The following is a 25,192-nucleotide window of genomic DNA, read 5'->3' on the forward strand; positions in this document are numbered from 1 at the left end:
TAAAACTAAATAAAGCTTAATTTATCTATATGAGTATTAAATATTCTATTTTAATAGAAAACATACAAACCAGACACTAAACTGCAATAATCAAAAGATGGTTCTCCATATTTGAAAAGAAGTGTTTTGTTACATTTGCCGTAACAAAAGATATAGGGTCCTGCAACTAGGGACACGGAGTCAAAAATGAAATTAAATGCTTGGTTATGCAGCGCTGTTCTAGCAACTTCAATGGTTACTGTGGCACATGCTGACAATACGACACATGTAGCAGCCGCTTCTGCTTTAGGTAGCGTAGCAGGTACTGCAATTGGTAAAAGCATGGGCGGTACATCTGGCGCAACAATCGGTGCTGCTTTAGGTGGTGCTGGTGGTGCAGCTGTTGCAAGCGATCGTCGTAACCGTACTGAATCAGCGATTGGCGGTGCTTTAGGTGGTGGTGCTGGTTATACCGTTGGTAAAAGCATGGGCGGTACAAATGGTGGTTATGTCGGTGCTGCTTTAGGTGCTGCGGGTGGTTCTGCTTTAGGTAATAAAATTTCTAAAGACCGCTATACAACTAAATCTTCTAAACACTGGAAGAAAAAACACCGTCGTCATCACTAATCAAATTTGACAAACACATATTTAAGCACCTTCGGGTGCTTTTTTATTGTGATGAAGCTATACGCTCATATTCCGTATGCTCATGGTTTATCCACAAATTAATACAAACACTACAAACCGACACAAAACACTCGTATCTCCGTTTGGCATCTCCATAATTATCACGAAATTTTTTATTACATTTACCCCAAGATAAAGATAACTGTCCTTCCAGTAAAAAAGGACATGGAGTTCTACGATGAAAATGAATATTTGGTTGGCTAGTGCATTAATTGCAACATCTTCTATGGTAACAGTTGCACATGCGGACAATGGCACACGTGTTGCTGCAACCTCTGCTTTAGGTAGTGTAGTGGGTACTGCAATCGGTAAAAGTATTGGTGGTACCTCAGGCGCAACAATCGGTGCTGCTTTAGGTGGTGCTGGTGGCGCAGCAGCAGCAAGTGATCGTCGTAATCGTACAGAAGCTGCAATTGGTGGTGCTTTAGGTGGTGGTGCTGGTTATACAGTCGGCAAAAATATGGGCGGTACCAACGGTGGATACATCGGTGCAGCAGTAGGTGCCGCTGGTGGTTCTGCATTAGGTCGTAAAGTTGCTGAAGATCGTAACTACGATGACCGTTATGACCGCGGACGTTACGATCGTGATGACCGTAGATATTACGATGGTGACCGTCGTTATTATAAAGGCGGTAGCCGTCGCCATGACAATGGCTTACACCGTGGTTGGTACAAAAACCGCTAATTCACAGATAAATCAAAAGAGCACCTTCGGGTGCTTTTTTATTGATAGATAAAATTTAATATCGAAAAAAAACGATATACATCGCACCCTATATATCGTATTATTTCGATATACCCTTATTCGAGAATATCGCATGCGATCACTTCAAGATACCAAGTTCTCTATTTTGGAACTTGCTCCTATTCGTAATGATAAAACCATCGAATTCTCATTACGTCACGCATTAGAATTGGCACAACATGCAGAAAAACTAGGTTATGAACGTTTCTGGCTTGCTGAACATCACAACATGGATGGTATCGCAAGTTCAGCTACCGCTGTCTTACTCGGTTTTATTGCAGCACATACAGAGCATATTCGCTTAGGTTCAGGCGGAATTATGCTTCCTAACCATGCCCCTTTAGTTGTCGCAGAACAATTCGGGACGCTTGCTACTTTATATCCAAATCGTATTGAACTTGGTTTAGGCCGTGCTCCCGGTACAGATCAACTCACCATGCGAGCTTTACGCCGTGGTCATCAAGAAACAGAAGATCAGTTTCCTCGAGATGTTGTCGAAATCTTAAAATATTTCGATGTACCTCAAGCAGGACAAAAAATTATTGCAACACCAGGGCAAAGCACCCATGTTCCTGTTTGGTTACTTGGATCTAGCCTATTTAGTGCACAACTCGCGGCAAAACTTGGACTTCCCTACTCATTTGCATCACATTTTGCACCACGTATGTTAGGTCAAGCAATTCAACTCTATCGAGAGAACTTTGAACCTTCTGAGTATCTAGATAAGCCATATGTTTCAATGGGTGTACCTGTTGTTGTAGCCGATACAGATGAAGAAGCACAGTTTCTAGCAACAAGTGCCTACCAACGCGTATTAGGTTTAATCCGTGGTGAAAGCTTGAAGCTGAAACCACCAGTTGAATCAATGCAGGGATTATGGAATACAGCAGAACAACTTTCTGTCGAAAACTTCTATGCAATGGCGCAAATTGGTTCTGTAGAAACTGTTCGCTCTGGCTTACAAAAGTTATTAGCGACGTATGATGTTGATGAATTTATTTTTACATGCGATGTATACGATACAGCTAAACGTTTAGAAAGCTTTACACAACTCATGAATGTAAAAACAGAACATTAAACTCTACTTTAAGCTCCCATACTTGAATTGATTTTGAGTATGGGATGACCATCTATCTGAAAAGACTTTACCCCAACTTCCTGCTTGGTTATTTATATTAAAACGATAAAAACATCATGATTTAAAAAACCAAAAGGACTTTTGGAAAATGAGTATTAATATTAAAAATAACACTTCAAAATCAGTAATTTTTCAGAATATCTCTCAAGATTTCGAAGATTTTACTGGTCAAGTGATTTCCTCAACATCAATTAAAGAGTTTGACTTTTCACATTCATCTGTCGCGATTATTGGTACAAATCAAGATAGCGTGACTCATCTTGAAAAAATCTGCCAGCAAGCAAAATTTGTGACTGTCTTCCAAATCACCCCTCATTTTATTTTGCCCCATAGTCAGATGGGTACACATAAGTTAATTACTCACCCACTTATTATCAAAAACCGCAGGTTATTTAACAATCGTGTTAAAAGCATTCTGGCATTACGTTTTCTAGAAACCCAAGTAAACGAACCATGGCTTAAGCGTCTTTTGACTCCCAATACTGCAACCACCAAAAAAGTATTTTTTAAATCCGACAGTTATTATGCAGCACTTCAGAAACCCAACTGTAAATTGCAAACATGGCCAATTGTTAAAATTACCAATAGATCTATTCACAGCATGGATGGTATAGAACAACCCGTTGATATTATTATCAGAGCAATACCATAAAAGTAAAAAAAAGCATGGTTTTAGGCCATGCTTTTTTATTTACTCATATTTTTGCAAATTACCATGATCATCGTAATGCAAAATGATGCGCTGTTTTTCTTGCAAATCATTTAGCATGTCGGAAGTAACTGAAAATTGGGCCGCTAATAATTCTACAGAACTATTAGGTGCCTTAGCACGTCGGTCCTCACCACTAAACCTAATCCAGTTATAACTTGCCCATAAAATTAAAATAAGCGCGCTAATTCCGATCATTAATGCTAAATGTAATAAGGTCTTAACTTCTGATAAGTGGTCTATCCAGACGTAATCATAAATTAAGTGACCTTCAAAAACCCATAAAAACAGTGAAACCAACGGGAAAAGCAACCACATTAAACAAATCCAGCCAATGGTTTGTAATGTATAGTTTGCTGTTTTATTTTTGACATATTCTGGCTGATCAATATATTCAGGGATATCTAAAGTCTCTATATCCTTATTTTCCTCAAGTTTCATGGGTTATCTCCACGGAAGCCTCGATCTGGACTTACCCAACGGGCACGTTTTTTTGTGTTAAATAAAGTTTTTGGTACCGCAACGACACTCGTGAACAAAGTCAGTAGCCAGAAAAATAACGGGTACCAAATCACCCAAAAGTAATTTCTAAAAAAACGCCCTCGGTCATAACGATGATCAATCCACAAACTCACTAAAAACTGGATCAAACATGTTCCGCCTAGTATTACACCGTACCACTGCGGCATAAGCGTTTTGATCTGCCATTGCTGAGGCAGTTCAACAAATAATCCAACAAAAAATAGCGTGAAGATCATGATCATCACATAAGACCAGATAATACTGACTAGCGCCTCAATCATGACCGGCCACATTCTTCGAACACGCAGTTTGAACATTTGTGGAATATATTCTATAAGAACCTCTACCCCACCTTGCGCCCAGCGAAGACGCTGTTTCCATAGACCTTTAAATGTCTCAGGCATATAGATGTAACAAAGCGCTTGTGGAATATACTGAATATCCCAATGGTCTAGCTGTAACTTCCATGAAATATCAATATCTTCGGTAATTTTATCGTCTGACCAAAACCCGACTCGAGCGAGTGCAGTTTTACGAAATGCTGCAATCACACCAGATACGGTAAAAATACGACCATATGTACGTTGTGCACGTTTAATCAAACCAATAATCGAAGAAAACTCACCAACTTGTAATTTTCCTAAAATACTAGATCGGTTTAAAATTCGAGGATTACCAGTTACAGCACCAATTCGCGGGAAGTTAATAAAAGGTTGCATTAACCAAAGTACCGCATGCGGATGCAACAACGCATCGCCATCAATACAAACAAGATATTCGTATTTACTAACCAGTACTCCCGATCTTAAAGCTACGGCCTTACCCTGATTTTCTGCTAAGTGTACAACCCGAAGTCGTGAATCTTGCGCTGACAATTCATCTAGAATTTCGGCGGTCCTATCACTACTTCCATCATTAACAGCAATGACTTCAAAATTCGGATATTTGGTTTGTAACGCATAACGAATTGTTTGGCGTACTTGCGCTTCTTCGTTAAAACACGGAATGATGATACTGCATCCTTCACCTGTCGGTTCAGGAAGCGCTTGTTCGCGGTATTCTCTTTTAAAGAAAAACCAAAGTCCCCCTACCATCCATGTCCAAGCCATCAGTAAGGGATATAAAAAGGCAAAAGCAAACAGAATATCGAGTAATACCCTCATTACTTTTTCCCCTCTACCAATCCAGCAAAAGGCTGATACATCACAGGGCTAGCATTCAGACTAAGCGGATTATATAAATATTGATGAACATCTTTTGATTTTTCAAAGTCATAGCCATCAATACCGAATTTCTGGATTCCTACTCGCTGAATAGAAAAGAGTCCTTGCTGAACATCTTCCCAAGCATTTTTTTGCGAATTTTCTGGTAATACTAAAGTCAGCATTATTCTTTGCTTATCATTTTGATCAAGTGTATTTAAGAGCGTTAACAACTGATTAAATTGTTTTTTCTTACCAATCACATCAAACTTCAAATTGACTAAGTCATGTTGCATTAAAAGCGTTTTGATAAGCTCAGGTAGATTTTCCACATGATCTAAATCAGGTGTAAGCAATAAACTAAACTGTGCCTGATTACTCATATTTAAATAAGGTTTGACCGCTTCTTTAGTCAGTTCACTCAGTTGTTCCAGCTGTTTTGATTGTTCAATGCAACTGCTTTCTTGCACGGTTATTTTTTGCATTGCGCAATTTAAAGATGATCCTGCATTAAGCTGAACACCACTTAAATTACTGTTAAAACGCGCAATATCTTTAGCCAAATCTATAGTTAAAAATGGTCTATCTTTTCGCGGATAAGCAGGTAATTCTAATATTACAGATTGACCTGCGCGAGTTTGAGCCTGCCATAAACTACGGTTTAAAATATTTTGTTGAACAGACATTTTATCTGTAGGGAAATAGGCAACATCATATTGCCCATCTCCATCTTTGTCTTCTAAAGGCTTTAAGATTAAAGCATTGTTTTTTAAGCTATACAGTTTTGATAACAACTGCCCTAATTTTTCATCAGTCTGAGAGTTTTGTTGCGCTGCTAAGTGCTTTAAATCCATACTCACAAAATGACGCGATTGCTTAAATAAATCTGACTCTTCGAAATTCAGAATATTTAACATGCCTTCTGTCAGTTGTTCGGCTGTAGGGTTATCAATGACTAAGCTACGCTTAAAAGTTGAGTCACTCACGCGATTCATACCATCACGTCCCAAACTGAATGAAAACTGGAAACCCGCCTGTTGTGCTAGCTTTTCTAACTGTTCATTCACGGCACCATAAGGCCAAATAATTGCTTTAGGATTAACCCCTACTTCTTTTTTTAAAACTGCATAAGATTTTTTTAAATCCTGCAAAATGCGCTGTTGATATTCCGCATCGGTTTCATAACGTGATTGCGATTTTAAATATGCATAAGAAGTCGCAGCCGGTTGCTCATTGCCTTGAGGATTGGCTAGTACCCCATGATGTAAATCATCGCTATGGCTTTCAAACTCGGCTAACCCAGATGCTTGCATTTCACGAACTTGAGCCCAGTTCACTAAGTTACCTTGGCCATAGGCTTCATAACCCGCTTTTGTATTACCATTTAACCAACTTGTTGGAAGAGCAAAAACTGCTGGAATCTGATATTGCTTCAGCAAAGGAAATACTCGGCTATAACTACTTAAAGCACCATCATCAAAGGTCAGTAAAATAGAGTTATGAGGTAATTCTTTACCTTGCTTACGCGCCTCTTCAATGTCTTTTAGACGAATCGGTTTCCAGTCCGACTGGCTAAGCCAATCGAGAAACTGTGCCAGATTATTGGTCTGAATCGCATAAACATCATGGTCCCCTTCCTTAAGCACGTCATCTCGCACATCATGAAAAGTTAACGAAACCGTATGATTTTTTGGTAGTTCAGTCTCAATGCGGGCATAGGCAAATTGTACGGGTAATAATGTTGAGGCAAACACACAGCTCAACATTTTTGACATCATATTATTCATTAAAAACGCCCTTCAAATCCGAAAATACCGTAGGTATGTTGTTCATCATGACCATCATATGGATGGTATTGCCAACCAATTCCATAATTAAGTTGCCAAGTCCGCGAGAGCTGCCATTGATGTTGATATTGCAAAGAATATGTTGGTCGAGCGGAGTAATCTGCTTGTTTATATAGCCCTACTCCAGCTTCAAAATGTTGTTTAAATGAGCGTTCGTACTCTCGCCAAGTGACCCAGTCATGGCTTAAATTCAACTCGGCACTGTAATGATTGCTTGGGCTAAAGTAAGCAGTCTGATCTTGGCTATTGCTGCCATAAAATCCACGAACGGTTCCGTAAGTAATATGGTGAGGCGCATCAAATAATCGCTCACGCCAAAAAGTAGAAAATTCTTGTTGTTTATTACCGTCACTTATATCGGTTAAGCCATAGCTCGCTCCAATTTGGCGTGACTCATCTTTTTGCCATGTCAAAGCAGCACGGTAAGCTTGTCCATCCTCACCAGCATCAATTGCTTGTAATGGAATATTAGCCTGACTGTCATATTGCAATTGATATTGCCAGTGGTCGTTTAACCATTGCGACCAATCAAGACGAACACCTGCTTGGCCACCATCTGTACTTTGCGACAAAATTGCCGACAATGCCTTACGGTTTGCTTGCCACTCAGCACCAACACCGTAACGTTGGTCATGCACATCACCAAAACGGTATTCACCGTAACGATCTTGATGCCAAGCAAATAGACGATAATTATCTTTAATCCAAGGGCTATTAACACGAGTTTCCATTTCTCGATCTTTTAAGCCATTTTGCCCACTCACAGAATCGCTATTTTCTGCTTTACTATGGCCCCAAGTTGTAGAGTGCGAGATGGTTGCTCTATCACGATCATCCAACTCTTTTCGACTTTTAATTACACCACTATCTTCAGGATAATATTGCAAAAGATTTTCTGTACTTTTGCGCCACTCAGGAATATCTCCTAAAGCCTGAGCATTTTGCATTTGGTTAATACGCGTATCTTTAGCAACGGGTGTTAAACCATTTAAACGAGCAATTGTTTGCTTTGCCTGTAACGGTTTATCTCTCCAGCGCTCAACACGAGCAAGGTTGTTAATTAAACCTTCATTAGCAGGTGCAAGATCTACTTGTTTTTGAAAATGCTTTTCTGATTTATCCAAATGATTTGCATAAGCTAAATGCATGCCTTGTAAAGCAATATAATCATCACGATCAGGATGGCTTGATTTATCTACTCCCTTGGCTTGGCTATATTTATACGTAGGGATTAAACGATCAACCTCACTTAAAAGTTGTTCAGCTTGCTTATATTTTTCTTGTTCAATATAAGAATAATAAAGCCCCGTATATACCGTCATATCTGAGTAGTTTTTTTCGGTAAGTAAGGTTTTAAACGCGAGTTCAGCCTGCTTAGGTTGTCTTTCAGCTAAATAACTATCAGCAATCGCATGACGAACATAAGCCGGTAACTTTTCTAACGGTACATTTAATTTAGTAAATTCATCTAATACCGTACGGCTGCGCCCACGAAAGTCCAAAGCATACAAATAGTCATAATGAAATCTTAAATAATTAGGGTCTGACGGTTGAATCAAAGGCTGTATTTGCTCACCTTGTTTCAACACAGCATCAAGCTCAGCAAAGCCTTCACTATCCGACATGCCTTCCCGATTCAAATATTTATAGCGAGTAATTGCGTTATTTACACGTTGAGAAAACTCGCTGACTTTTAACCAGTGTTGTAACGATTCTGTTTGCACATTTTTATCGCTGGCAAGCAGCAACTGCTGAGCTTTTTTATAAGCGCCTACAGCCGCCAAGTCGTAAATATATTCTTGCAAAACCGTAAAAGATTTTGGTTGTTGTTGATAAGCTTGCTCGATTGCAGATAAAGCATCTACAGGGGAATTAATAAGTCGATATGCATAAGCAATTTGAACAAATTGATCAGCTGTAAGATTTTTACTCTTAATACCTGATAAATGCACCTTAGCATTTACAGGGTCTTTAGCCTCAGCATATAGAACCGCTAATAAAATCTGCCCATCAGATGTCTTTTGAATATTAAATTTATTCGACCACTCAATTGCATCTTTAAAGTGTTTAAAATCACGAAAATTACGTATTAATGGTAGTTGCCCATATTCTGGAAAATTCACATAATTAACATTTGTTAAATGCTGAGAGAAGGTTAATAAATCTCTTTTTTCACTTGACATGACAACTAAATAATCAGCTAATAATTTTTGGTCATGCGGGTACTTATTTAGCAATTGTTCTAATTGCAATATTGCTTGTTGAGTTTGCCCAGTTTTGTAAGTGTGAATAGCTTGCTCTCGCAATTCATCTACTTGAGCAGCATATAAATTAAGAGGCAAGATATATACCAATGAAAAAACACATTTTTTTAGCATTTTGATAATCGGATAGTCCCATATCGAGGTGGGAAATTATAATTAAAATCAAAAACCAATCACACAACATTAAAAAAGTGTGATCTATTTAACATTTTATAAATTATGGATTTTTCATGAATGATTTTCTAAAATATTTATAAAAAATAAAGAATTACTATTTTTATGTGCAATAAAAAACATACACTTCTTTTCAATAGTGTTATTTAAATTTACAAACGAGTTTCAAAATAACTACGGGCTTATAACCAATAAGAACTATTTAATAATATTTAGTTTTATATATAAAACTTTAATTTTTCTCTGTGATATATATAAAAAAACCATTCAACTTATCTATAAATTAATATACAAAAATTGAATGGTTAAAATAAACAATTGATTAAATTAACCAATACGACGTTTTAATCCTGTCATTTGTAAAATACGAGTTGAAATCTCTTCAATCGACATTTCGGTCACGTTTAAATATTTAATGCCTTCTGAAATATAAATCCCTTCAATTGCTCTTAGCTCCATTTGGCATTGGCTAAAACTTGCATAACGGCTATTCGCTTTACGTTCACTACGAATTGCGACCAAACGCTCAGCATCAATCATCAAACCAAATAACTTGCTACGATGAGCTCTTAATACTGCTGGTAAACGGTTATCATCTAAATCTTCTTCAGTTAATGGATAGTTTGCAACGCGAATACCGAATTGAAGAGATAAGTAAATAGAAGTCGGTGTTTTACCCGAACGGGAAACTCCAATTAAGATTAAATCCGCTTTATCGTAATGACGAGTACGTGCCCCATCATCATTATCAAGCGCAAAATGAACAGCATCGATACGGGCTTTATAATATTCAGAATCGGTTACCGCATGAGTCTGCCCAACCAATGTTGTTGGTGGTGTTCCAAGCTCTTGTTCAAGTTTACTAATTAAACCTTCAAACACATCCAGATTAACCGCTTTAGCCGTATTAATAATCTCTCGCACATGCGGATCGACTAAAGTATCGAATACTAAAGGTAGGCAACCATCTTTGGTTTGGCATCGATTAATCTCAACCACCACATCCATTGCCGCCTCTTCAGTTGTAATATACGGCATGATGTGAATATCAAAATCTACATTGGGAAATTGTGCTAATAACGAATGTCCAAGAGTCTCGGCAGTAATTGCAGTTCCATCAGAAATAAAAAAAACACTCCGCTTAAATTGTTTACTTTCTGACATTAAAATTCTCCTTAAACATTTGTCTTAGTGCTATATAATCTTTATAGTAAACTGATCTTACATGACTGTCGCTTAGTATAATTCTCAACTAAGCACTTTATTTTTATAATTTCATGCCAAGATAGACATTAATACTGCAAAAGTGGAGTGAAAACTTTGGAAGCGCGCGTAATCGGTCTAGAAAAATTAGGGAAACACGATGTCGAACTCGTAGGTGGGAAAAACTCATCTTTGGGTGAAATGATCAGCCATTTATCAAATGCTGGTGTATCGGTACCTGGTGGCTTTGCAACTACTGCTGCTGCCTATCGTGAGTTCTTAGACCAAAGTGGTCTTAACGCTCGAATTCAAGCAGAACTTGCTCAACTCAACGTCGATGACGTAAATGCTCTTGCAGAAACAGGCGCTAAAATTCGTCAATGGATTGTAGAGACTCCACTCACTGCAACCTTAGAACAAGAAATTCGCGCCGCTTTTACAGCACTTTCTAACGGCAACCCTGACATCGCGGTTGCCGTTCGTTCATCTGCAACTGCTGAAGATTTACCAGATGCTTCTTTCGCGGGTCAACAAGAAACTTTCTTGAATATTCGCGGTATTGATAACGTACTTATTGCGATTAAAGAAGTATTTGCTTCTTTATATAATGACCGTGCAATTTCTTATCGTGTGCATCAAGGTTTTGATCATGACATCGTTGCACTTTCAGCGGGTGTTCAGCGTATGGTTCGTTCTGAAACTGGCGCTGCGGGTGTAATGTTTACACTTGATACAGAATCTGGTTTCCGTGATGTGGTATTTATCACTGCATCTTACGGTTTAGGTGAAATGGTTGTACAAGGTGCCGTTAACCCAGATGAGTTTTACTTATCTAAACCATTATTAAATGCAGGAAGACATTCTGTTTTACGTCGTAACCTTGGCTCTAAACACCAAAAAATGATTTATGGTGAAGAAGGTTCCGCGGGTAAATCTGTTGTTGTTGTTGATGTTGAAAAACAAGATCGCCAACAATTCGCTTTAAATGACCATGAGTTACAAGAGTTAGCTAAACAAGCGCTTATCATTGAGCAGCATTACGGTGCGCCAATGGACATCGAATGGGCAAAAGACGGTGATGACGGTCAAATTTATATTGTTCAAGCTCGCCCTGAAACTGTAAAAAGCCGCCAAAATGTAGGCACTATGGAACGCTACCTTCTCAAACAAAGAGGTACTGTTCTTTGTGAAGGTCGTTCAATTGGTCAACGTATTGGTTCTGGTAAAGTCCGTATTGTTAACTCAATTAAAGAAATGGACAAAGTTCAAGAAGGCGACGTTCTTGTATCTGATATGACCGATCCTGACTGGGAACCGGTAATGAAACGTGCTGCTGCAATTATCACTAACCGTGGTGGTCGTACATGTCACGCAGCAATTATTGCACGTGAACTTGGTGTACCAGCGATTGTAGGTTGTGGTAACGCAACAGAAGTATTAACTGACGGTCAAGAAGTAACTGTTTCTTGTGCTGAAGGTGATACAGGTTTCATTTACGAAGGTGCTTTAGATTTTGAAGTTCAACGCAACTCAATCGAATCTATGCCTAAGCTTTCGTTCAAAATTATGATGAACGTAGGTAACCCTGACCGTGCATTTGACTTTGCTCAAATTCCAAACGAAGGTATTGGCCTTGCTCGTCTTGAGTTCATCATTAACCGTATGATCGGTGTGCATCCAAAAGCCCTACTCAACATTGACAGCCTACCTCGTGAAACTCGTGCTGCGGTTTTAACTCGTACAGCGGGTTATGCTTCACCTGTAGATTTCTATGTTGAAAAATTGGTTGAAGGTATTGCAACTCTTGCTGCTGCATTTGGTGACAAGCCAGTTATCGTTCGTATGTCTGACTTCAAGTCAAACGAATACGCAAACTTAATTGGTGGTAAGTTATACGAGCCTGAAGAAGAAACCCCGATGCTGGGTTTCCGTGGTGCAAGCCGTTATGTATCTGATAACTTCCGTGATTGTTTTGAATTAGAATGCCGCGCACTTAAGAAAGTTCGTGACGAAATGGGTCTCACCAATATTCAAATCATGATTCCTTTTGTACGTACAGTATCTGAAGCGAAACGTGTTATTGAATTACTTGCACAAAATGGCTTGAAACGTGGTGAGAACGGCTTAAAAGTAATCATGATGTGTGAATTACCAACTAACGCCCTGTTGGCTGAGCAATTCTTAGAGCACTTCGATGGTTTCTCTATTGGTTCTAATGACTTAACTCAGTTAACGTTAGGCCTTGACCGTGACTCAGGTATTGTTTCACACTTATTTGATGAACGTGATGCAGCTGTTAAAGCACTTCTTTCAATGGCAATCCATGCCTGCCGTAAAGCAGGTAAATATGTAGGTATCTGTGGTCAGGGTCCTTCAGATCATCCAGATCTTGCAAAATGGTTAATGGAACAAGGTATCGAATCTGTCTCTCTTAACCCAGACTCAGTTTTAGATACATGGTTCTTCCTTGCTGAAGAAAAAATCAAGCAAATCTAATATGTTATAAAAAAAGGCCCATCCGTGGGTCTTTTTTCATCTTTAGAATAGAGAATTTTTATTTATGCAAATTTACTTGGCACGTAATAATCAACAAGCTGGGCCTTATACTTTAGAACAAGTAAATCAAATGTTGGCTAGTCAACAAATTTTGTTAACTGATTTAGCTTGGCATGAAGGCATGACAGAATGGAAAGCTTTAGGAGAATTAACCCAAGGTAAACTTGTATATCAACCTATCGGTTATTCTGTACCTACAATAAATACGAATACATCAACTAATGAAACTATTCGTCAAATTCGTGTAGAACCTAAAGTTCATGAACTTGCGTCTATTCCGGCTCGGGCTTTAGCAAAAATTATTGATTTATTGCTTTGGTTACCGATCGCTGCAATTCCTTCTTTTTTCTTTAATGAAGCTCAATATAAGCAATTATTCGAGTTACAAAAACAGATGCAATCTGCCGAAGTCGCATCGACTAAAGCTGCAGAATTGCAACAGCAACTTTTTACTTTAATTCCAATAGAAGCTTGGCATTCAATGCTTCTTTACGTCGTAATTATGCTTGCAATTCAAGCCGTTCTTTTAACAAAGTTTGGTCAGAGTATAGGTAAGAAAATCGTTGGAATTAAAATTGTAGATGCTGAGGACAATAGCAAGGTTAATTTAACTCGCATCTTCTTATTAAGAAGTATTGTTTTTATCATATTAAACTTACTCTTTATGCCGATCAGTACAATTATTGACTATGCTTTTGCATTAGGACAAAAGCGACAAGCTTTACATGACAAAATTGCAAGAACAAAAGTGATCAAATGATAGTAAATGACTCATTCATTTAATGTCTAAAAAAAGAGGAGGCACCCTGCCTCCTTTTTTCTATAGTGAGTTGATATTTAAATAAAAGCTCTATTGAAATTAGATACCCTACAAAAAAAATCGGGTTTTAAAACAATTATTTCAGCCTACTTTATGTATAGCTTAGTTTGTCGATATGAGGCATAATGCCCTACAACGTAGCGGTGTCATATAATTGAGAAGTCTAAATTTAAGGATTAGCGTTCTCAATCATGCGACACTTTAATCGCTATCCCATATTTAATTAGGGAATGGGACTCTTCACCGAGGTTGTAAAATGAGACAAACGATTTTAGCTGTATTGTCTTTATCAACGCTTGCCGCACTTTTGACTGGGTGTGGTGGTGATATGGTACTTCTAAACTCTAAAGGTCCAGTTGGTCAAGGTCAAAGTGACCTTATGATGACTGCGATCTATTTAATGTTACTTGTGGTGATTCCTTCAATCATCATGGCATTATGGTTTGGTTGGAAATATCGCGCGTCAAATAAAGATGCAGACTATAAACCTACATGGGCACACTCAACTGCAATTGAAGTTGTAGTATGGGGTATCCCTGTCATTATTATTGGTATTTTAGCTTGGTTAACTTGGTGGGGTTCCCACAAGTATGACCCATACCGTCCTTTAGAATCAGATAAAGCACCTTTAACTATTCAAGTTATTGCTGAACAGTTTAAGTGGATCTTTATTTATCCTGAACAAAACATTGCAACAGTTAACGAAGTACGTTTCCCTGAAAAAACTCCGTTAAGCTTTAAAATCACTTCTAACTTTACAATGAACTCATTCTTCATTCCGCAGTTAGGCGGCCAGATTTATGCAATGGCAGGTATGCAAACTCACCTTCATTTGTTAGCAAATGAAACTGGTGTATATCGTGGTTTCTCTTCTAACTACTCAGGTTACGGTTTCTCTCAAATGCGTTTCAAGGCGCATAGTGTTACAGAGCAACAATTCAACGAATGGGTAGCAGCGGTTAAAGCAGGTAATGGTTCAACCATTAACCCAGAAGCAGTTCAAAAAACTACGCTTGACCAAGCTGAATTGGCAACCTTACGTGATGGTAACCGTTCTAAGCATCAGATCGAGCATTTAGTAAATCGTGCTAAAGCTGCTGGTGATGAAAAAGCAGTTGCTGAAGCTGAAGCTATGAAACCGTTCCCGACTAAGCCACACCCTGTGACTTATTACTCTACTGTTGAGCCTAAATTGTTTGAAACAATTATCAACCACTATATGAGTAACTATCATGGTGTTGACCACTCTGCTGAACACGCAACAGCTGACACTCATGCTGCAGCTGAACACGCTGCTCAAGGGGAATAAGACATGGATATGATTTTTGGTAAACTGGGTTGGGACTCTATCCCGACAGAGCCAATCGTACTTGTCACCATGGTCCTTATGGCAATTGGTGCAATTGCAGTGCTTGGCGGTATCACCTATTTCAAAAAATGGGGATATTTGTGGAATGAGTGGTTTATTACGGTAGACCATAAAAAGATTGGTATCATGTATATCATCGTATCTGTTGTCATGCTTCTGCGTGGTTTCGCCGATGCGATCATGATGCGTTTACAACTTTTCCTCGCTAAAGGCGGCGGCGAAGGTTATCTACATCCTGACCACTATGACCAGATCTTCACCGCACACGGTGTAATCATGATCTTCTTCGTAGCAATGGGTCTCGTTGTAGGTATGATGAACATCTCTGTACCTTTACAGATTGGTGCTCGCGACGTTGCTTTCCCATTATTGAACTCTTTAAGCTTCTGGTTATTCGCTGGTGCTGCTGGTTTAATGATGCTTTCACTTGTATTAGGTGAATTTGCTGCGACTGGTTGGATGGCTTACCCTCCTCTATCTGGCATTCAATATTCTCCTGGTGTAGGTGTCGATTACTATATCTGGGCACTTCAGGTTTCTGGTCTAGGTACGCTTTTATCTGGTGTTAACTTCTTCGTTACCATCATCAAAATGCGTGCGCCTGGCATGAAATTAATGGACATGCCTATTTTCACATGGACTTCACTTTGTACGGCTGTATTAATCATTGCATCATTTCCTGTATTAACAGGTACTCTTGCAATGCTTACTCTTGACCGTTACTTCGGCTTCCATTTCTTCACAAATGAGCTTGGCGGTAGCCCAATGCTTTATGTGAACTTGATCTGGACATGGGGTCACCCTGAAGTATATATCTTGGTATTACCAGCATTTGGTCTATACTCAGAAATCGTTGCAACCTTCTCTCGTAAAGCGTTGTTCGGTTACAAGTCAATGGTGTATGCAACTATCGCGATTACTGTTCTTGCGTTCGTTGTATGGCTTCACCACTTCTTCACCATGGGTGCTGGTGCGAACGTTAACGCGTTCTTCGGTATCATGACCATGGTTATTGCGATTCCTACTGGTGTGAAAATCTTCTCTTGGTTATTCACTATGTATAAAGGTCGCATCACCTTTACTACTCCAATGTTATGGACGCTTGGCTTCCTTGTAACATTCGGTATCGGTGGTTTAACTGGTGTACTTATGGCTGTTCCACCTGCGGACTTCTTGGTACACAACTCATTATTCTTGATCGCTCACTTCCATAACGTAATTATTGGTGGTGTGGTGTTTGGTATGTTTGCCGGCATCATTTACTACTGGCCAAAAATGTTTGGTTGGAAGCTCAACGAAGCATGGGGTAAAGCTGCGTTCTGGTTCTGGTTCTTCGGTTTCTATTTTGCATTCATGCCACTTTATATCCTTGGTTTCATGGGTATGACTCGTCGTTTGAATACATATGACAACCCTGAATGGGATCCGTACCTTGCGATTGCATTATTTGGTGCTGTTCTTGTTGCGATTGGTATTGCATGTTTCTTAATGCAAATCATCGTTGGTTTCTTACAACGTAAAGACAACATGGACCTTACTGGCGATCCATGGGATGCTCGTACGCTTGAATGGGCGACCTCTTCCCCTGCTCCGTTCTATAACTTTGCGCATGAACCAGATGCAAGCGGTATCGACCGTTTCTGGACTGACAAAGAAAATGGTGTAGCATACGCACGTAACACTAAATATGAAGACATCCACATGCCGACTGATCGTGCTGCTGGTTTTGTCATTGCAATGTTCATTACTCTTCTTGGCTTTGCACTCATCTGGCATATTTGGTGGCTCGTTGTTGTTTCATTCGTTGCAGCTGTTGTTAGCTTGATCGTAAGCTCATTCACTAAGAATGTTGACTACTACGTTCCTGCTGCTGAAGTTGAGCGTATTGAAAACGAACGCTATGCTTTACTTGAAAAACACTTGAAGAAGGACTAAGGAAATGGCTGAAGTACTTCATCACGACAACCACGGCCATGACGGTCATCATGAACATGATGATACCGACTTAACGGTTTTTGGTTTCTGGACATACTTGATGAGTGACTTGATTCTTTTCGGATCACTCTTCATTGCGTTCGCTGTATTAAGCAGTCATGTTCCAGCAGGCACTCCAAGCGCATATGACCTATTCCATGACTCATTAGGCTTCGTGTTAACTGAAACATTTGCCTTATTGATTTCATCGGTAACCTTTGGTTTTGCTGTACTTGCATCTTATAAAAAGAATGTAAATCAAGTTATCACTTGGTTATTTATTACATTCCTTTTTGGTGCATCGTTCATTGGAATGGAAGTCTATGAATTCCATCACCTTGTACATGAAGGCCACGGTCCAACTCACAGTGCATTCTTATCATCGTTCTTTACTTTGGTTGGTACACACGGTATCCACGTAACTTCTGGTTTAGTGTGGATGCTTGTATTAATGTATCAAATTAAAACTAAAGGTTTGACTTTACCGAATACACGTCGTCTTGCTTGCTTAAGCTTGTTCTGGCACTTCCTTGACATCGTTTGGATCTGTGTATTCAGCGTCGTTTACTTACTGGGAGTTCTCTAATGAGTAGTCATGAGCATAATGCTGCTGGTGCGTCACACGGTAACTTTAAGCAATACACTGTTGGATTTATCCTTTCTGTTATCCTCACCATCATCCCTTTCGGGATGGTGATGGCGGGTGGTTTCAGTCGTGGTCTTTTAGTTACAGTGATTGCAATCACTGCGGTTGCTCAGGTTCTTGTACAACTTGTGTACTTCCTACACATGAATACATCATCTGAACAACGTTGGAATATGATTGCATTCATCTACACAATCCTATGTATCGCCGTACTTTTAATCGGTTCTGTGTGGATTATGAATTACCTTCACTACAATATGATGATCTAAACTGATTGTCATGTTGAGAAAATATCTATTCCTGACTAAACCAGGAATTCTCTTCGGTAATTTCATTACCACCTTGGGCGGCTTTTTCTTAGCCGCCCAAGGCTCTATAGACATCTTATTATTACTTCTCACCCTACTTGGAACAACTTTAGTTGTGGCTTCTGGTTGTGTGGTTAATAATGTTATAGATCAAGATATTGATACAAAGATGCAGCGCACTCAAAACCGTGCACTTGTTAAAAAAACAATCTCTCCTACTGTTGCGCTGATATATGCATTAGTGCTTGGAGTAATTGGTTTTAGCATTTTGTGGTTCGGTGTAAATGGTTATGCATTTTTGTTTGCAATGATTGGTTTTATTGTCTATGTCGGTTTTTATAGCTTGTGGACCAAACGTACTTCAATCCATCAAACCGTCATTGGTAGTATCTCCGGAGCGAGCCCTCCTGTTATTGGTTATACAGCAGTAACTCATCAATTTGATGTGGCAGCCTTGCTTTTGTTTTTAGCATACGCTTTATGGCAAATGCCTCACTCTTGGGCAATTGCAATTTATCGTTTTGATGATTACAAAAATGCGGGAATTCCAATTTTGCCTGTAGCACGTTCTATTTATCGTACGAAAATTGAATGTGTAATCTATATCCTATTATTTGCAGCTGTTTTAAATGGGTTATATTGTTTTGGCTATACCAATGTATTCTTTTTAATTACCTTTAATGCTTTGACTGCATATTGGTTATATTTATCAGTTATTGGATTTAAAGCCGTAAATGATCAATTGTGGGCTAAACGTTTTTTCCTGTACTCGGTCATATTAATTACCCTGTTAAGTTTGAGCTTTAGCTTTACCTATCAATCCCCTGCTCCAAATCTTCCTCTCTTTTAAACAAGAGAGGATTTCCTCTTTATAGTAAAGAAGTTTTACTTTTCTGATCAAAAGATTTGTTTTTAGTCGAACTTTTACCTATAATTCAGCCTTCGCAATTTTTGCGACATAACTTATTAAGTTATGACTCCTTGCTTCTAATTTTTTTTATTAGGGGCTGTTTAAACCGTAAGGAGCTGACAATGCGTCATTACGAAATCGTACTTTTGGTACACCCAGACCAAAGCGATCAAGTTGTAGGTATGGTTGAACGCTATATCTCTCAGATCAAAGAAGCTGAAGGTCAAATTCACCGTTTAGAAGATTGGGGCCGTCGTCAATTGGCTTACCCAATTAACAAAATTCACAAAGCGCACTACATTCTTATGAATGTTGAATGTGGTCAAACTACGCTTGATGAGTTAGAAGAATTATTCCGTTATAACGACGCGATCATTCGTAACCTTATCATCCGTCGTGAACACGCAATCACTGAAGAGTCATTGCTTGCTAAGAGTGCTGAAGAAAAGCGTGCGCGTAAAGCTCAACGCGAAGAAGCACAGCAAGTTGCTCAAGAAGCTGAATAAGGAGAACATCAATGGCACGTTTTTACCGTCGTCGCAAGTTCTGCCGCTTTACAGCTGAGAATGTTGCGTACATCGACTACAAAGATATCGACACTTTAAAACAGTACATCACTGAAAACGGCAAGATTGTTCCTAGCCGTATCACTGGTACTAAAGCTCGTTATCAACGTCAATTAGCACTTGCTATCAAACAAGCTCGCTATTTGTCTTTGATTCCGTACACTGACAACCATAAGTGAGGTGATCTGTGGACGTTATCTTATTACAACGCATTAAGAACCTTGGTAAATTAGGCGATAAAGTATCAGTTAAAGCTGGTTACGGCCGTAACTTCCTTATCCCTCAAGGTAAAGCAGTTGCAGCTACTGAAGCTAACACTGCTGCTTTTGAAGCTCGTCGTGCTGAACTTGAGAAGCAAGAAGCTGAAGTTTTAGCTGCTGCTCAAGCACGTGCTGAACAATTGAATGAAGTTAACATCGTTATCACTGCTAAAGCTGGTGACGAAGGTAAACTCTTCGGTTCTATCGGTACTCGTGACATCGCTGACGCATTAACGAATGCTGGTCTTACAGTTGACCGTGCAGAAGTTCGTTTACCAAATGGTGCGCTTCGTCACACTGGTGAATTCAACATCGCAATCCAATTGCACCATGATGTTGTTGCAGAAGTTCTCGTTACTATCGTATCTGAGTAATTTCTCATCAAAAAAAGAGCATGCTTTTGCATGCTCTTTTTTTATGTTTCAAATTTTAAAATAAGATATATTAATTCCTGATCAGTTCTTCAGTTTAATTGGTTTTTTAATTAGGTAGTTTATTTAATTTTGTTTTAAGATAGTTCTCGGCTTTATAGCCTCTTTGTGTACACCTTTCTTTATCATCAGGTCTAATTATGTCTCAGGCGAATGCCACTTCTTTAGCGCTTTCATCTCCAACAGAAAATAAAACGAGTGAATCAGGCCAACTTAAAGAGTTTCGCACTCCCCCACACAATTTAGCTATTGAACAGGCTGTTCTAGCTGCCCTGATGACAGTTGCCGAATCTTTCGAACAAGTTAACGATGTACTCAAAGAAAATGATTTTTACGCGACTCGCCATAAATATATTTTTCGTGCAATCGAGAAATTAGCACAAGAAAACTCACCCTATGATGCTGTCTTAGTAAGTGACTGGCTCTTAAAACAAAATTTACTTGATGCTATCGGTGGCGAAGAATATTTAATGCAGCTCATGGCTGACTCACCTTCAAGTTTCTATAACTTAGAAACTTATGCTACTAAAATTAAAGAATTTTCTACGCTTCGTAGCATGATTAAAGTTAGTACTGAAATTTTACAAAATGCTTATGACACCAAAGGCCGCGGTGTTAGTGAAATTTTAGACTTAGCTGAAACAAGTATTTTCTCATTAGCAGAACAGCACAATAACAATAAAAAAGATGCTGGTCCAAAATCTATTAGTTCTGTTACCGCAGACGTAATTAGTAAGCTTGATGAGCTTTCAAAATTAGATGGCAATATTACAGGTTTAACGACTGGCTTCTTAGAACTTGATAATAAAACATCTGGTATGCAACCTGGTGACTTAATTATTGTTGCTGCACGTCCATCGATGGGTAAAACTACTTTTGCCATGAATCTGGTTGAGAGTGTTTTGCAATATAACAAGTTACCTGCTCTGGTCTTTTCAATGGAGATGCCAGCAGACTCGATTGCGATGCGTCTTATTTCCGCAATGGGTAAAGTCCATCAAGGACATTTACGCTCTGGTAACCTCGATGCAGATGAATGGACCAAAGTGACTGGTACAATTTTGCAGCTTCAGCAAATGCATCTGTATATTGATGACTCATCTGCCCTACCTCCAACTGAACTCCGTGCCCGTGCTCGTCGTGTTGCCAAAATGCATGATGGTAAAATCGGTTGTATCATGGTCGATTACTTGCAGCTCATGAAAGTCCCAGGCATGGGTGATAACCGTGTAGGCGAGATCTCGGAAATTTCACGTAGCTTAAAAGCGTTAGCGAAAGAAATGCAATGTCCTGTTATCGCACTTTCCCAGCTTAACCGAAGTCTGGAAAACCGTCCAAATAAACGCCCTGTAATGTCCGACTTACGTGAATCTGGAGCGATCGAGCAGGATGCCGACTTAATTATGTTTATTTACCGTGATGAGGTTTATAACAAAGAGTCAAAAGAAGCCGGCACTGCAGAAATTATTATTGGTAAGCAGCGTAACGGTCCAATTGGTTCAGTTCGTCTTGCTTTTGAAGGTCAATATACTCGATTTAGTAATCTTTCTCCTGAGTATTACAGCCAATATGATGATGAAGAATAAGCTCTATCTCTAGCCCAAAGGAGTAAATGAGGGTGCGCCAAGCAACAGTTTATATTGACCGCAATGCACTTCAATATAACTTAAACCGTGTCAAACAACTCGCAACAAATTCAAAAATTGTAAGTATGGTAAAAGCCAATGCTTATGGACATGGAATCAAAGACTGTTTAGCAGCCTTAAATGCATCAGATGCCTTTGGTGTCGCCTGCCTACAAGAAGGTCTGGAAATCCGTGAACTCGGATTTCAACAACCTGTTACTTTAATTGAAGGGGTATTTTCTGAAGATGAAATGCCAATTGCGATTAAACAAAAATTTGAATGTGTCATTCACCATCCACAACAATTTGAATGGTTGATTAAACACAAACAAGCATACATCAGCCAAGGCTTAAAAGTCTGGGTGAAACTTAATAGTGGGATGAACCGGTTAGGTTTTAAAAATCCAGAAATTATTGAAGTTATTAAGACTTTAAAATCTGAAGGATTTACTTGTGTACTTGCGATGCATTTCGCAAATGCAGATGTAGACCATCCACTTAACGAGCAACAAAAACAACAATTTCTACAGGTTAAACAAGCTTGTGATCCAGTGTTAGCTTCTTGCTGTAACTCTGCTGCTATTTATAAATGGCCAGAGTTACATTTTGATTATGTTCGTCCGGGTATCATGCTTTACGGCGCCTCGCCTTTTGCAGATAAAACAGTCCATGATCTTGACTTAAAACCAGTGATGACTTTTTCAGCAGAAGTGATTGCACTCAATCATATTCAAACTAATGAACATGTCGGTTATGGATCAACTTTCTGCGCCACGCAAGCAATGGATATTGCAATTGTTTCTATAGGTTACGGTGATGGTTATCCACGAGCTTATATTAAACAAAACCATGTCGCTATCGATAAACAACTCTGTGCGGTTGTAGGGCGCGTGAGCATGGATATGATTGCAATTGACGTGACAGGCAAGCAAGTAAAATTAGGCACTCCAGTTGAACTCTGGGGTCCGCATCGCCTAGTTGATGATGTTGCGGATGCAAACGGAACGATAGGATATGAGTTACTCTGTCGATTAAGCAATCGCCCCACTCGTAAAAGCACTTAAATAATAAAATATAAAAAAATCCAAGCATGCTTGGATTTTTTTATGTAAACATTCAAAATTTATCGCCAGTAATCATCTGTAGGCTTTGGCATTTCCTGTAATCCCCGACGAAGAGTATCTGACCATTGTTTACTAATCTGTGAGAAATAAGGATCATCTTCAGTTATTCGTTTTCCCATAGGGATAACAAAGCTATCTTTAATGTATACCAATGCATCAAGTGGTAAGCCAACCGAAACATTTGAGCGCAAAGTCGAATCAAAAGAAATCAGGCTACAACGTAATGCGTCGTCTAGTGGCATTGCATAATATAAAGCTCGATCCAGAATAGGCTTTCCATATTTACTTTCACCTATTTGGAAATAAGGTGTATCTGTAGTTGCGCAAATGAAATTGCCTTGTGGATAAACATTATAAAGTTGCATGTCACCACCCTTAATCTGCCCACCCACCAAAATACTACAGGCATAATTCATTTGTTCTTGGGTGTCCGAACTAATATCCTCTAAAACAGTTTTTAAGGTTTTACCAATTAGTTCAGCCGCCTCAAACATCGTATTAACACTATATAAATTAGGCTCTTGCTGCAAAGTCAGGGCATTTTGTAAATGACCTATAACAGCTTGCGTTGTTGCTAAGTTACCTGCAGTTTGCAAGGCAATAAAACGTTCTCCGGTAACGCCGAAAGTATGCAGTTTTCGGAACACAGAAATATGGTCAACTCCTGCATTGGTTCTTGTGTCACTAATAAACACTAAACCTTGTTCCAATCTTAACGCACAACAATAGGTCATTTCATTCTCTTTACATTCAACATGCCAACACTTGAACCACAGACATCATATTCTCAACTCCACCTTGCTCTCTTATGCCACGAATAGGTGCCACATCAAGATAGTCACGTCCTACTGCAAGGTAGATATGATGTTTGGGTGTAAACAACTGATTGCTTACATCAAAACAATACCACTGATTTTCTAAAAATACCTCCGCCCAAGCGTGACTGGCAAGGTGCGGATAGTTTTGATCAAATAGATAACCAGAGACATAACGTGCAGGTAATTGTAGCGCACGACACATCGCAATTAAAATGTGAGCATGATCTTGGCATACACCTTGACCAGCATGAAATGCTTCGATCGCAGTTGTCTGAACCGAAGTACTTTCAGGCTGATAAAGTATTTTTTGCAAGATATATTCGCTTAATAACGCAATATGCTGTCGATCCCTAACCACTACAATATTTTTAGCAAAGTCCAACATTTCCGAATCACATCGAGTTGCACCTGTCATCTGCAAAAACAAATTTGTAGGTGTAGAGAGATCTACACAACCTAGTTCTACATTTCGAAGCTCAACAATTCCTTGGGCCATAAATGTAAGATGTTGATATGGATAACGCTGACTAGCCGTCATCCATACATTGTTAAATATATCTCTCTTTATTGTTTTATCACCCGGCACGCTAATTGCCCAATTCATAACATGTTGGTGAGGCGATGTTTGAGGCATCATTTTAATATACTGAATGCTGTTCCGAGCAGTTTCAGTATAGCTATAATGCGTTTGATGATTAACCATCAATTTCATAATCAGCCCTCAAACATATTTTCCAACTGCTGTGTAAAAGTATAATAAGCGTCCCACGTAAGTTGCTGCTTTAGTGCTTGCCAATTTTCATTTATATTTTCCCAATTCAAATTAGCGAGCTGTTGCACCACAGTATCTAGCTCTGATATGAGAACAGATAAATCTTCACCAAAACGCAGTTCTATATCAAATTGCTCTATTTTTTGGCCTAAATACAAAAATAAACGAACATCTTCATGTTCCGCTTCTAGTATTCGTGTGCATTGTTCGACTGCTTTACTCAATGCATCAGGTTGAGCTTGAAGCGTATTAATCACATTATTTAATTCTGCATAAGCATGTGATGACAAAATACCTCTTAGTTCCTGAATATTATCTTTAGCAATAATGAGCTGGTTCAGTAATGAAAATGTTTGCTTCTTGTCTAACATATAGTGATTTAGTAATTCAGCATTTTCTATGACCAAACCAAATGCTGCTGCAAATCTTGTTGCTTTCTCATCTTCTGTAAAGGGTAAATGAGAGGCTGCAAATTTAACTCGCATCAAATATCGACCCAACCAATATATTTGATGCGCACTCGAATTGAGTAAAACCATAAAG

24 protein-coding genes are annotated in these 25,192 nt (G+C 39.0%); 16 read left to right on the top strand and 8 right to left on the bottom strand.

The window, feature by feature from the left end; all coding sequences use genetic code 11:
• Positions 1–186 precede the first annotated feature (186 nt).
• The 4 genes from J655_RS08360 to J655_RS08375 all read left to right on the top strand — a co-directional run bounded on the left by J655_RS08360 (position 187) and on the right by J655_RS08375 (position 3,201).
• Positions 187–606: a glycine zipper domain-containing protein gene (locus J655_RS08360; protein ID WP_017398518.1), complete on the top strand. Its 420-nt coding sequence runs from the start codon at positions 187–189 to the stop codon at positions 604–606.
• 238 nt (positions 607–844) lie between these two features.
• On the top strand, positions 845–1,351 hold the full coding sequence (locus tag J655_RS08365) for a hypothetical protein (protein WP_017480838.1): 507 nt from the start codon (positions 845–847) through the stop codon (positions 1,349–1,351).
• 133 nt (positions 1,352–1,484) lie between these two features.
• The gene (locus J655_RS08370; RefSeq protein ID WP_017480837.1) at positions 1,485–2,489 is read left to right on the top strand and encodes an LLM class flavin-dependent oxidoreductase; all 1,005 of its coding nucleotides are present in this window, start codon (positions 1,485–1,487) and stop codon (positions 2,487–2,489) included.
• A gap of 148 nt (positions 2,490–2,637) precedes the next feature.
• On the top strand, positions 2,638–3,201 hold the full coding sequence (locus J655_RS08375) for a hypothetical protein (protein WP_032004706.1): 564 nt from the start codon (positions 2,638–2,640) through the stop codon (positions 3,199–3,201).
• Between the two features lie 39 nt (positions 3,202–3,240).
• Here the strand turns inward: J655_RS08375 and pgaD are convergent, their stop codons facing one another.
• The 5 genes from pgaD to J655_RS08400 form a co-directional block, all read right to left on the bottom strand.
• Complete coding sequence (pgaD, locus tag J655_RS08380) at positions 3,241–3,699, bottom strand: poly-beta-1,6-N-acetyl-D-glucosamine biosynthesis protein PgaD (protein ID WP_017480835.1); 459 nt, start codon at positions 3,697–3,699, stop codon at positions 3,241–3,243.
• The gene (gene pgaC / locus J655_RS08385; protein ID WP_032005419.1) at positions 3,696–4,943 is read right to left on the bottom strand and encodes a poly-beta-1,6-N-acetyl-D-glucosamine synthase; all 1,248 of its coding nucleotides are present in this window, start codon (positions 4,941–4,943) and stop codon (positions 3,696–3,698) included. The genes pgaD and pgaC overlap by 4 nt, the downstream gene beginning before the upstream one ends.
• Positions 4,943–6,769, bottom strand: a complete 1,827-nt coding sequence (pgaB, locus tag J655_RS08390; protein WP_032052259.1) for a poly-beta-1,6-N-acetyl-D-glucosamine N-deacetylase PgaB — start codon at positions 6,767–6,769, stop codon at positions 4,943–4,945. Before pgaB ends, pgaC begins: the two co-directional genes overlap by 1 nt.
• Entirely contained in the window at positions 6,769–9,207 is a 2,439-nt protein-coding gene (gene pgaA, locus J655_RS08395; RefSeq protein ID WP_032005413.1) for a poly-beta-1,6 N-acetyl-D-glucosamine export porin PgaA, read from the bottom strand. The genes pgaB and pgaA overlap by 1 nt, the downstream gene beginning before the upstream one ends.
• Positions 9,208–9,594: 387 nt before the next feature.
• A complete protein-coding gene (locus tag J655_RS08400; RefSeq protein WP_002119749.1) occupies positions 9,595–10,431 on the bottom strand; it encodes a pyruvate, water dikinase regulatory protein in 837 nt (278 codons plus the stop codon).
• A gap of 147 nt (positions 10,432–10,578) precedes the next feature.
• On the opposite strand from J655_RS08400, the gene ppsA reads away from it, so the two are divergent.
• From ppsA to alr, 12 genes are all read left to right on the top strand, one after another.
• A complete protein-coding gene (gene ppsA / locus J655_RS08405; protein ID WP_171072105.1) occupies positions 10,579–12,966 on the top strand; it encodes a phosphoenolpyruvate synthase in 2,388 nt (795 codons plus the stop codon).
• Positions 12,967–13,030: 64 nt separating this feature from the next.
• The gene (locus J655_RS08410) at positions 13,031–13,786 is read left to right on the top strand and encodes an RDD family protein (RefSeq protein ID WP_002119677.1); all 756 of its coding nucleotides are present in this window, start codon (positions 13,031–13,033) and stop codon (positions 13,784–13,786) included.
• 316 nt (positions 13,787–14,102) lie between these two features.
• Positions 14,103–15,155, top strand: coding sequence for a ubiquinol oxidase subunit II (gene cyoA, locus J655_RS08415; protein WP_002119579.1), 1,053 nt, complete (start codon positions 14,103–14,105; stop codon positions 15,153–15,155).
• Positions 15,156–15,158: 3 nt separating this feature from the next.
• On the top strand, positions 15,159–17,150 hold the full coding sequence (cyoB, locus tag J655_RS08420; RefSeq protein WP_005068497.1) for a cytochrome o ubiquinol oxidase subunit I: 1,992 nt from the start codon (positions 15,159–15,161) through the stop codon (positions 17,148–17,150).
• 4 nt (positions 17,151–17,154) lie between these two features.
• Positions 17,155–17,775 carry a cytochrome o ubiquinol oxidase subunit III gene (gene cyoC / locus J655_RS08425; protein WP_002119759.1) on the top strand — a complete coding sequence of 207 codons (621 nt, stop codon included), beginning with the start codon at positions 17,155–17,157 and terminating at the stop codon, positions 17,773–17,775.
• On the top strand, positions 17,775–18,104 hold the full coding sequence (locus tag J655_RS08430; protein ID WP_000094534.1) for a cytochrome o ubiquinol oxidase subunit IV: 330 nt from the start codon (positions 17,775–17,777) through the stop codon (positions 18,102–18,104). Before cyoC ends, J655_RS08430 begins: the two co-directional genes overlap by 1 nt.
• 10 nt (positions 18,105–18,114) lie before the next feature.
• Entirely contained in the window at positions 18,115–18,993 is an 879-nt protein-coding gene (gene cyoE / locus J655_RS08435; protein WP_005073589.1) for a heme o synthase, read from the top strand.
• 182 nt (positions 18,994–19,175) lie between these two features.
• The gene (gene rpsF, locus J655_RS08440) at positions 19,176–19,559 is read left to right on the top strand and encodes a 30S ribosomal protein S6 (RefSeq protein ID WP_002119610.1); all 384 of its coding nucleotides are present in this window, start codon (positions 19,176–19,178) and stop codon (positions 19,557–19,559) included.
• Positions 19,560–19,570: 11 nt separating this feature from the next.
• On the top strand, positions 19,571–19,798 hold the full coding sequence (gene rpsR, locus J655_RS08445; protein WP_000090661.1) for a 30S ribosomal protein S18: 228 nt from the start codon (positions 19,571–19,573) through the stop codon (positions 19,796–19,798).
• Between the two features lie 8 nt (positions 19,799–19,806).
• A complete protein-coding gene (rplI, locus tag J655_RS08450) occupies positions 19,807–20,253 on the top strand; it encodes a 50S ribosomal protein L9 (protein WP_000382591.1) in 447 nt (148 codons plus the stop codon).
• 197 nt (positions 20,254–20,450) lie between these two features.
• The gene (gene dnaB, locus J655_RS08455) at positions 20,451–21,896 is read left to right on the top strand and encodes a replicative DNA helicase (protein ID WP_002119718.1); all 1,446 of its coding nucleotides are present in this window, start codon (positions 20,451–20,453) and stop codon (positions 21,894–21,896) included.
• A gap of 32 nt (positions 21,897–21,928) precedes the next feature.
• Entirely contained in the window at positions 21,929–22,999 is a 1,071-nt protein-coding gene (gene alr, locus J655_RS08460) for an alanine racemase (RefSeq protein WP_080973586.1), read from the top strand.
• Positions 23,000–23,058: 59 nt separating this feature from the next.
• On the opposite strand, the gene J655_RS08465 is transcribed toward alr, so the two are convergent.
• From J655_RS08465 to J655_RS08475, 3 genes are read right to left on the bottom strand one after another with little or no spacing between them, the layout of a single operon-like run.
• A complete protein-coding gene (locus J655_RS08465; RefSeq protein WP_002119721.1) occupies positions 23,059–23,793 on the bottom strand; it encodes a proteasome-type protease in 735 nt (244 codons plus the stop codon).
• A gap of 16 nt (positions 23,794–23,809) precedes the next feature.
• Entirely contained in the window at positions 23,810–24,589 is a 780-nt protein-coding gene (locus tag J655_RS08470; RefSeq protein WP_017480828.1) for a transglutaminase family protein, read from the bottom strand.
• A 2-nt stretch (positions 24,590–24,591) separates the two neighbouring features.
• Positions 24,592–25,188: an alpha-E domain-containing protein gene (locus J655_RS08475; protein WP_017480827.1), complete on the bottom strand. Its 597-nt coding sequence runs from the start codon at positions 25,186–25,188 to the stop codon at positions 24,592–24,594.
• Between the last annotated feature and the right edge of the window lie 4 nt (positions 25,189–25,192).

The organism is Acinetobacter sp. 1294243 (assembly GCF_000588015.1).
Classification (GTDB): domain Bacteria; phylum Pseudomonadota; class Gammaproteobacteria; order Pseudomonadales; family Moraxellaceae; genus Acinetobacter; species Acinetobacter pittii.

Bases quoted from the DNA above. Each gene is read 5' to 3' on its own strand.
- pgaC (WP_032005419.1), bottom strand. From the start codon at position 4,943: ATGAGGGTATTACTCGATATTCTGTTTGCTTTTGCCTTTTTATATCCC.
- cyoE (WP_005073589.1), top strand. From the start codon at position 18,115: ATGTTGAGAAAATATCTATTCCTGACTAAACCAGGAATTCTCTTCGGT.
- J655_RS08400 (WP_002119749.1), bottom strand. From the start codon at position 10,431: ATGTCAGAAAGTAAACAATTTAAGCGGAGTGTTTTTTTTATTTCTGAT.
- dnaB (WP_002119718.1), top strand. From the start codon at position 20,451: ATGTCTCAGGCGAATGCCACTTCTTTAGCGCTTTCATCTCCAACAGAA.
- J655_RS08370 (WP_017480837.1), top strand. From the start codon at position 1,485: ATGCGATCACTTCAAGATACCAAGTTCTCTATTTTGGAACTTGCTCCT.
- J655_RS08465 (WP_002119721.1), bottom strand. From the start codon at position 23,793: ATGACCTATTGTTGTGCGTTAAGATTGGAACAAGGTTTAGTGTTTATT.
- rpsF (WP_002119610.1), top strand. From the start codon at position 19,176: ATGCGTCATTACGAAATCGTACTTTTGGTACACCCAGACCAAAGCGAT.
- J655_RS08365 (WP_017480838.1), top strand. From the start codon at position 845: ATGAAAATGAATATTTGGTTGGCTAGTGCATTAATTGCAACATCTTCT.
- J655_RS08375 (WP_032004706.1), top strand. From the start codon at position 2,638: ATGAGTATTAATATTAAAAATAACACTTCAAAATCAGTAATTTTTCAG.
- pgaA (WP_032005413.1), bottom strand. From the start codon at position 9,207: ATGCTAAAAAAATGTGTTTTTTCATTGGTATATATCTTGCCTCTTAAT.
- J655_RS08430 (WP_000094534.1), top strand. From the start codon at position 17,775: ATGAGTAGTCATGAGCATAATGCTGCTGGTGCGTCACACGGTAACTTT.
- J655_RS08470 (WP_017480828.1), bottom strand. From the start codon at position 24,589: ATGAAATTGATGGTTAATCATCAAACGCATTATAGCTATACTGAAACT.
- cyoC (WP_002119759.1), top strand. From the start codon at position 17,155: ATGGCTGAAGTACTTCATCACGACAACCACGGCCATGACGGTCATCAT.
- cyoA (WP_002119579.1), top strand. From the start codon at position 14,103: ATGAGACAAACGATTTTAGCTGTATTGTCTTTATCAACGCTTGCCGCA.
- cyoB (WP_005068497.1), top strand. From the start codon at position 15,159: ATGGATATGATTTTTGGTAAACTGGGTTGGGACTCTATCCCGACAGAG.
- J655_RS08475 (WP_017480827.1), bottom strand. From the start codon at position 25,188: ATGGTTTTACTCAATTCGAGTGCGCATCAAATATATTGGTTGGGTCGA.
- J655_RS08410 (WP_002119677.1), top strand. From the start codon at position 13,031: ATGCAAATTTACTTGGCACGTAATAATCAACAAGCTGGGCCTTATACT.
- J655_RS08360 (WP_017398518.1), top strand. From the start codon at position 187: ATGAAATTAAATGCTTGGTTATGCAGCGCTGTTCTAGCAACTTCAATG.
- rpsR (WP_000090661.1), top strand. From the start codon at position 19,571: ATGGCACGTTTTTACCGTCGTCGCAAGTTCTGCCGCTTTACAGCTGAG.
- pgaB (WP_032052259.1), bottom strand. From the start codon at position 6,769: ATGAATAATATGATGTCAAAAATGTTGAGCTGTGTGTTTGCCTCAACA.
- pgaD (WP_017480835.1), bottom strand. From the start codon at position 3,699: ATGAAACTTGAGGAAAATAAGGATATAGAGACTTTAGATATCCCTGAA.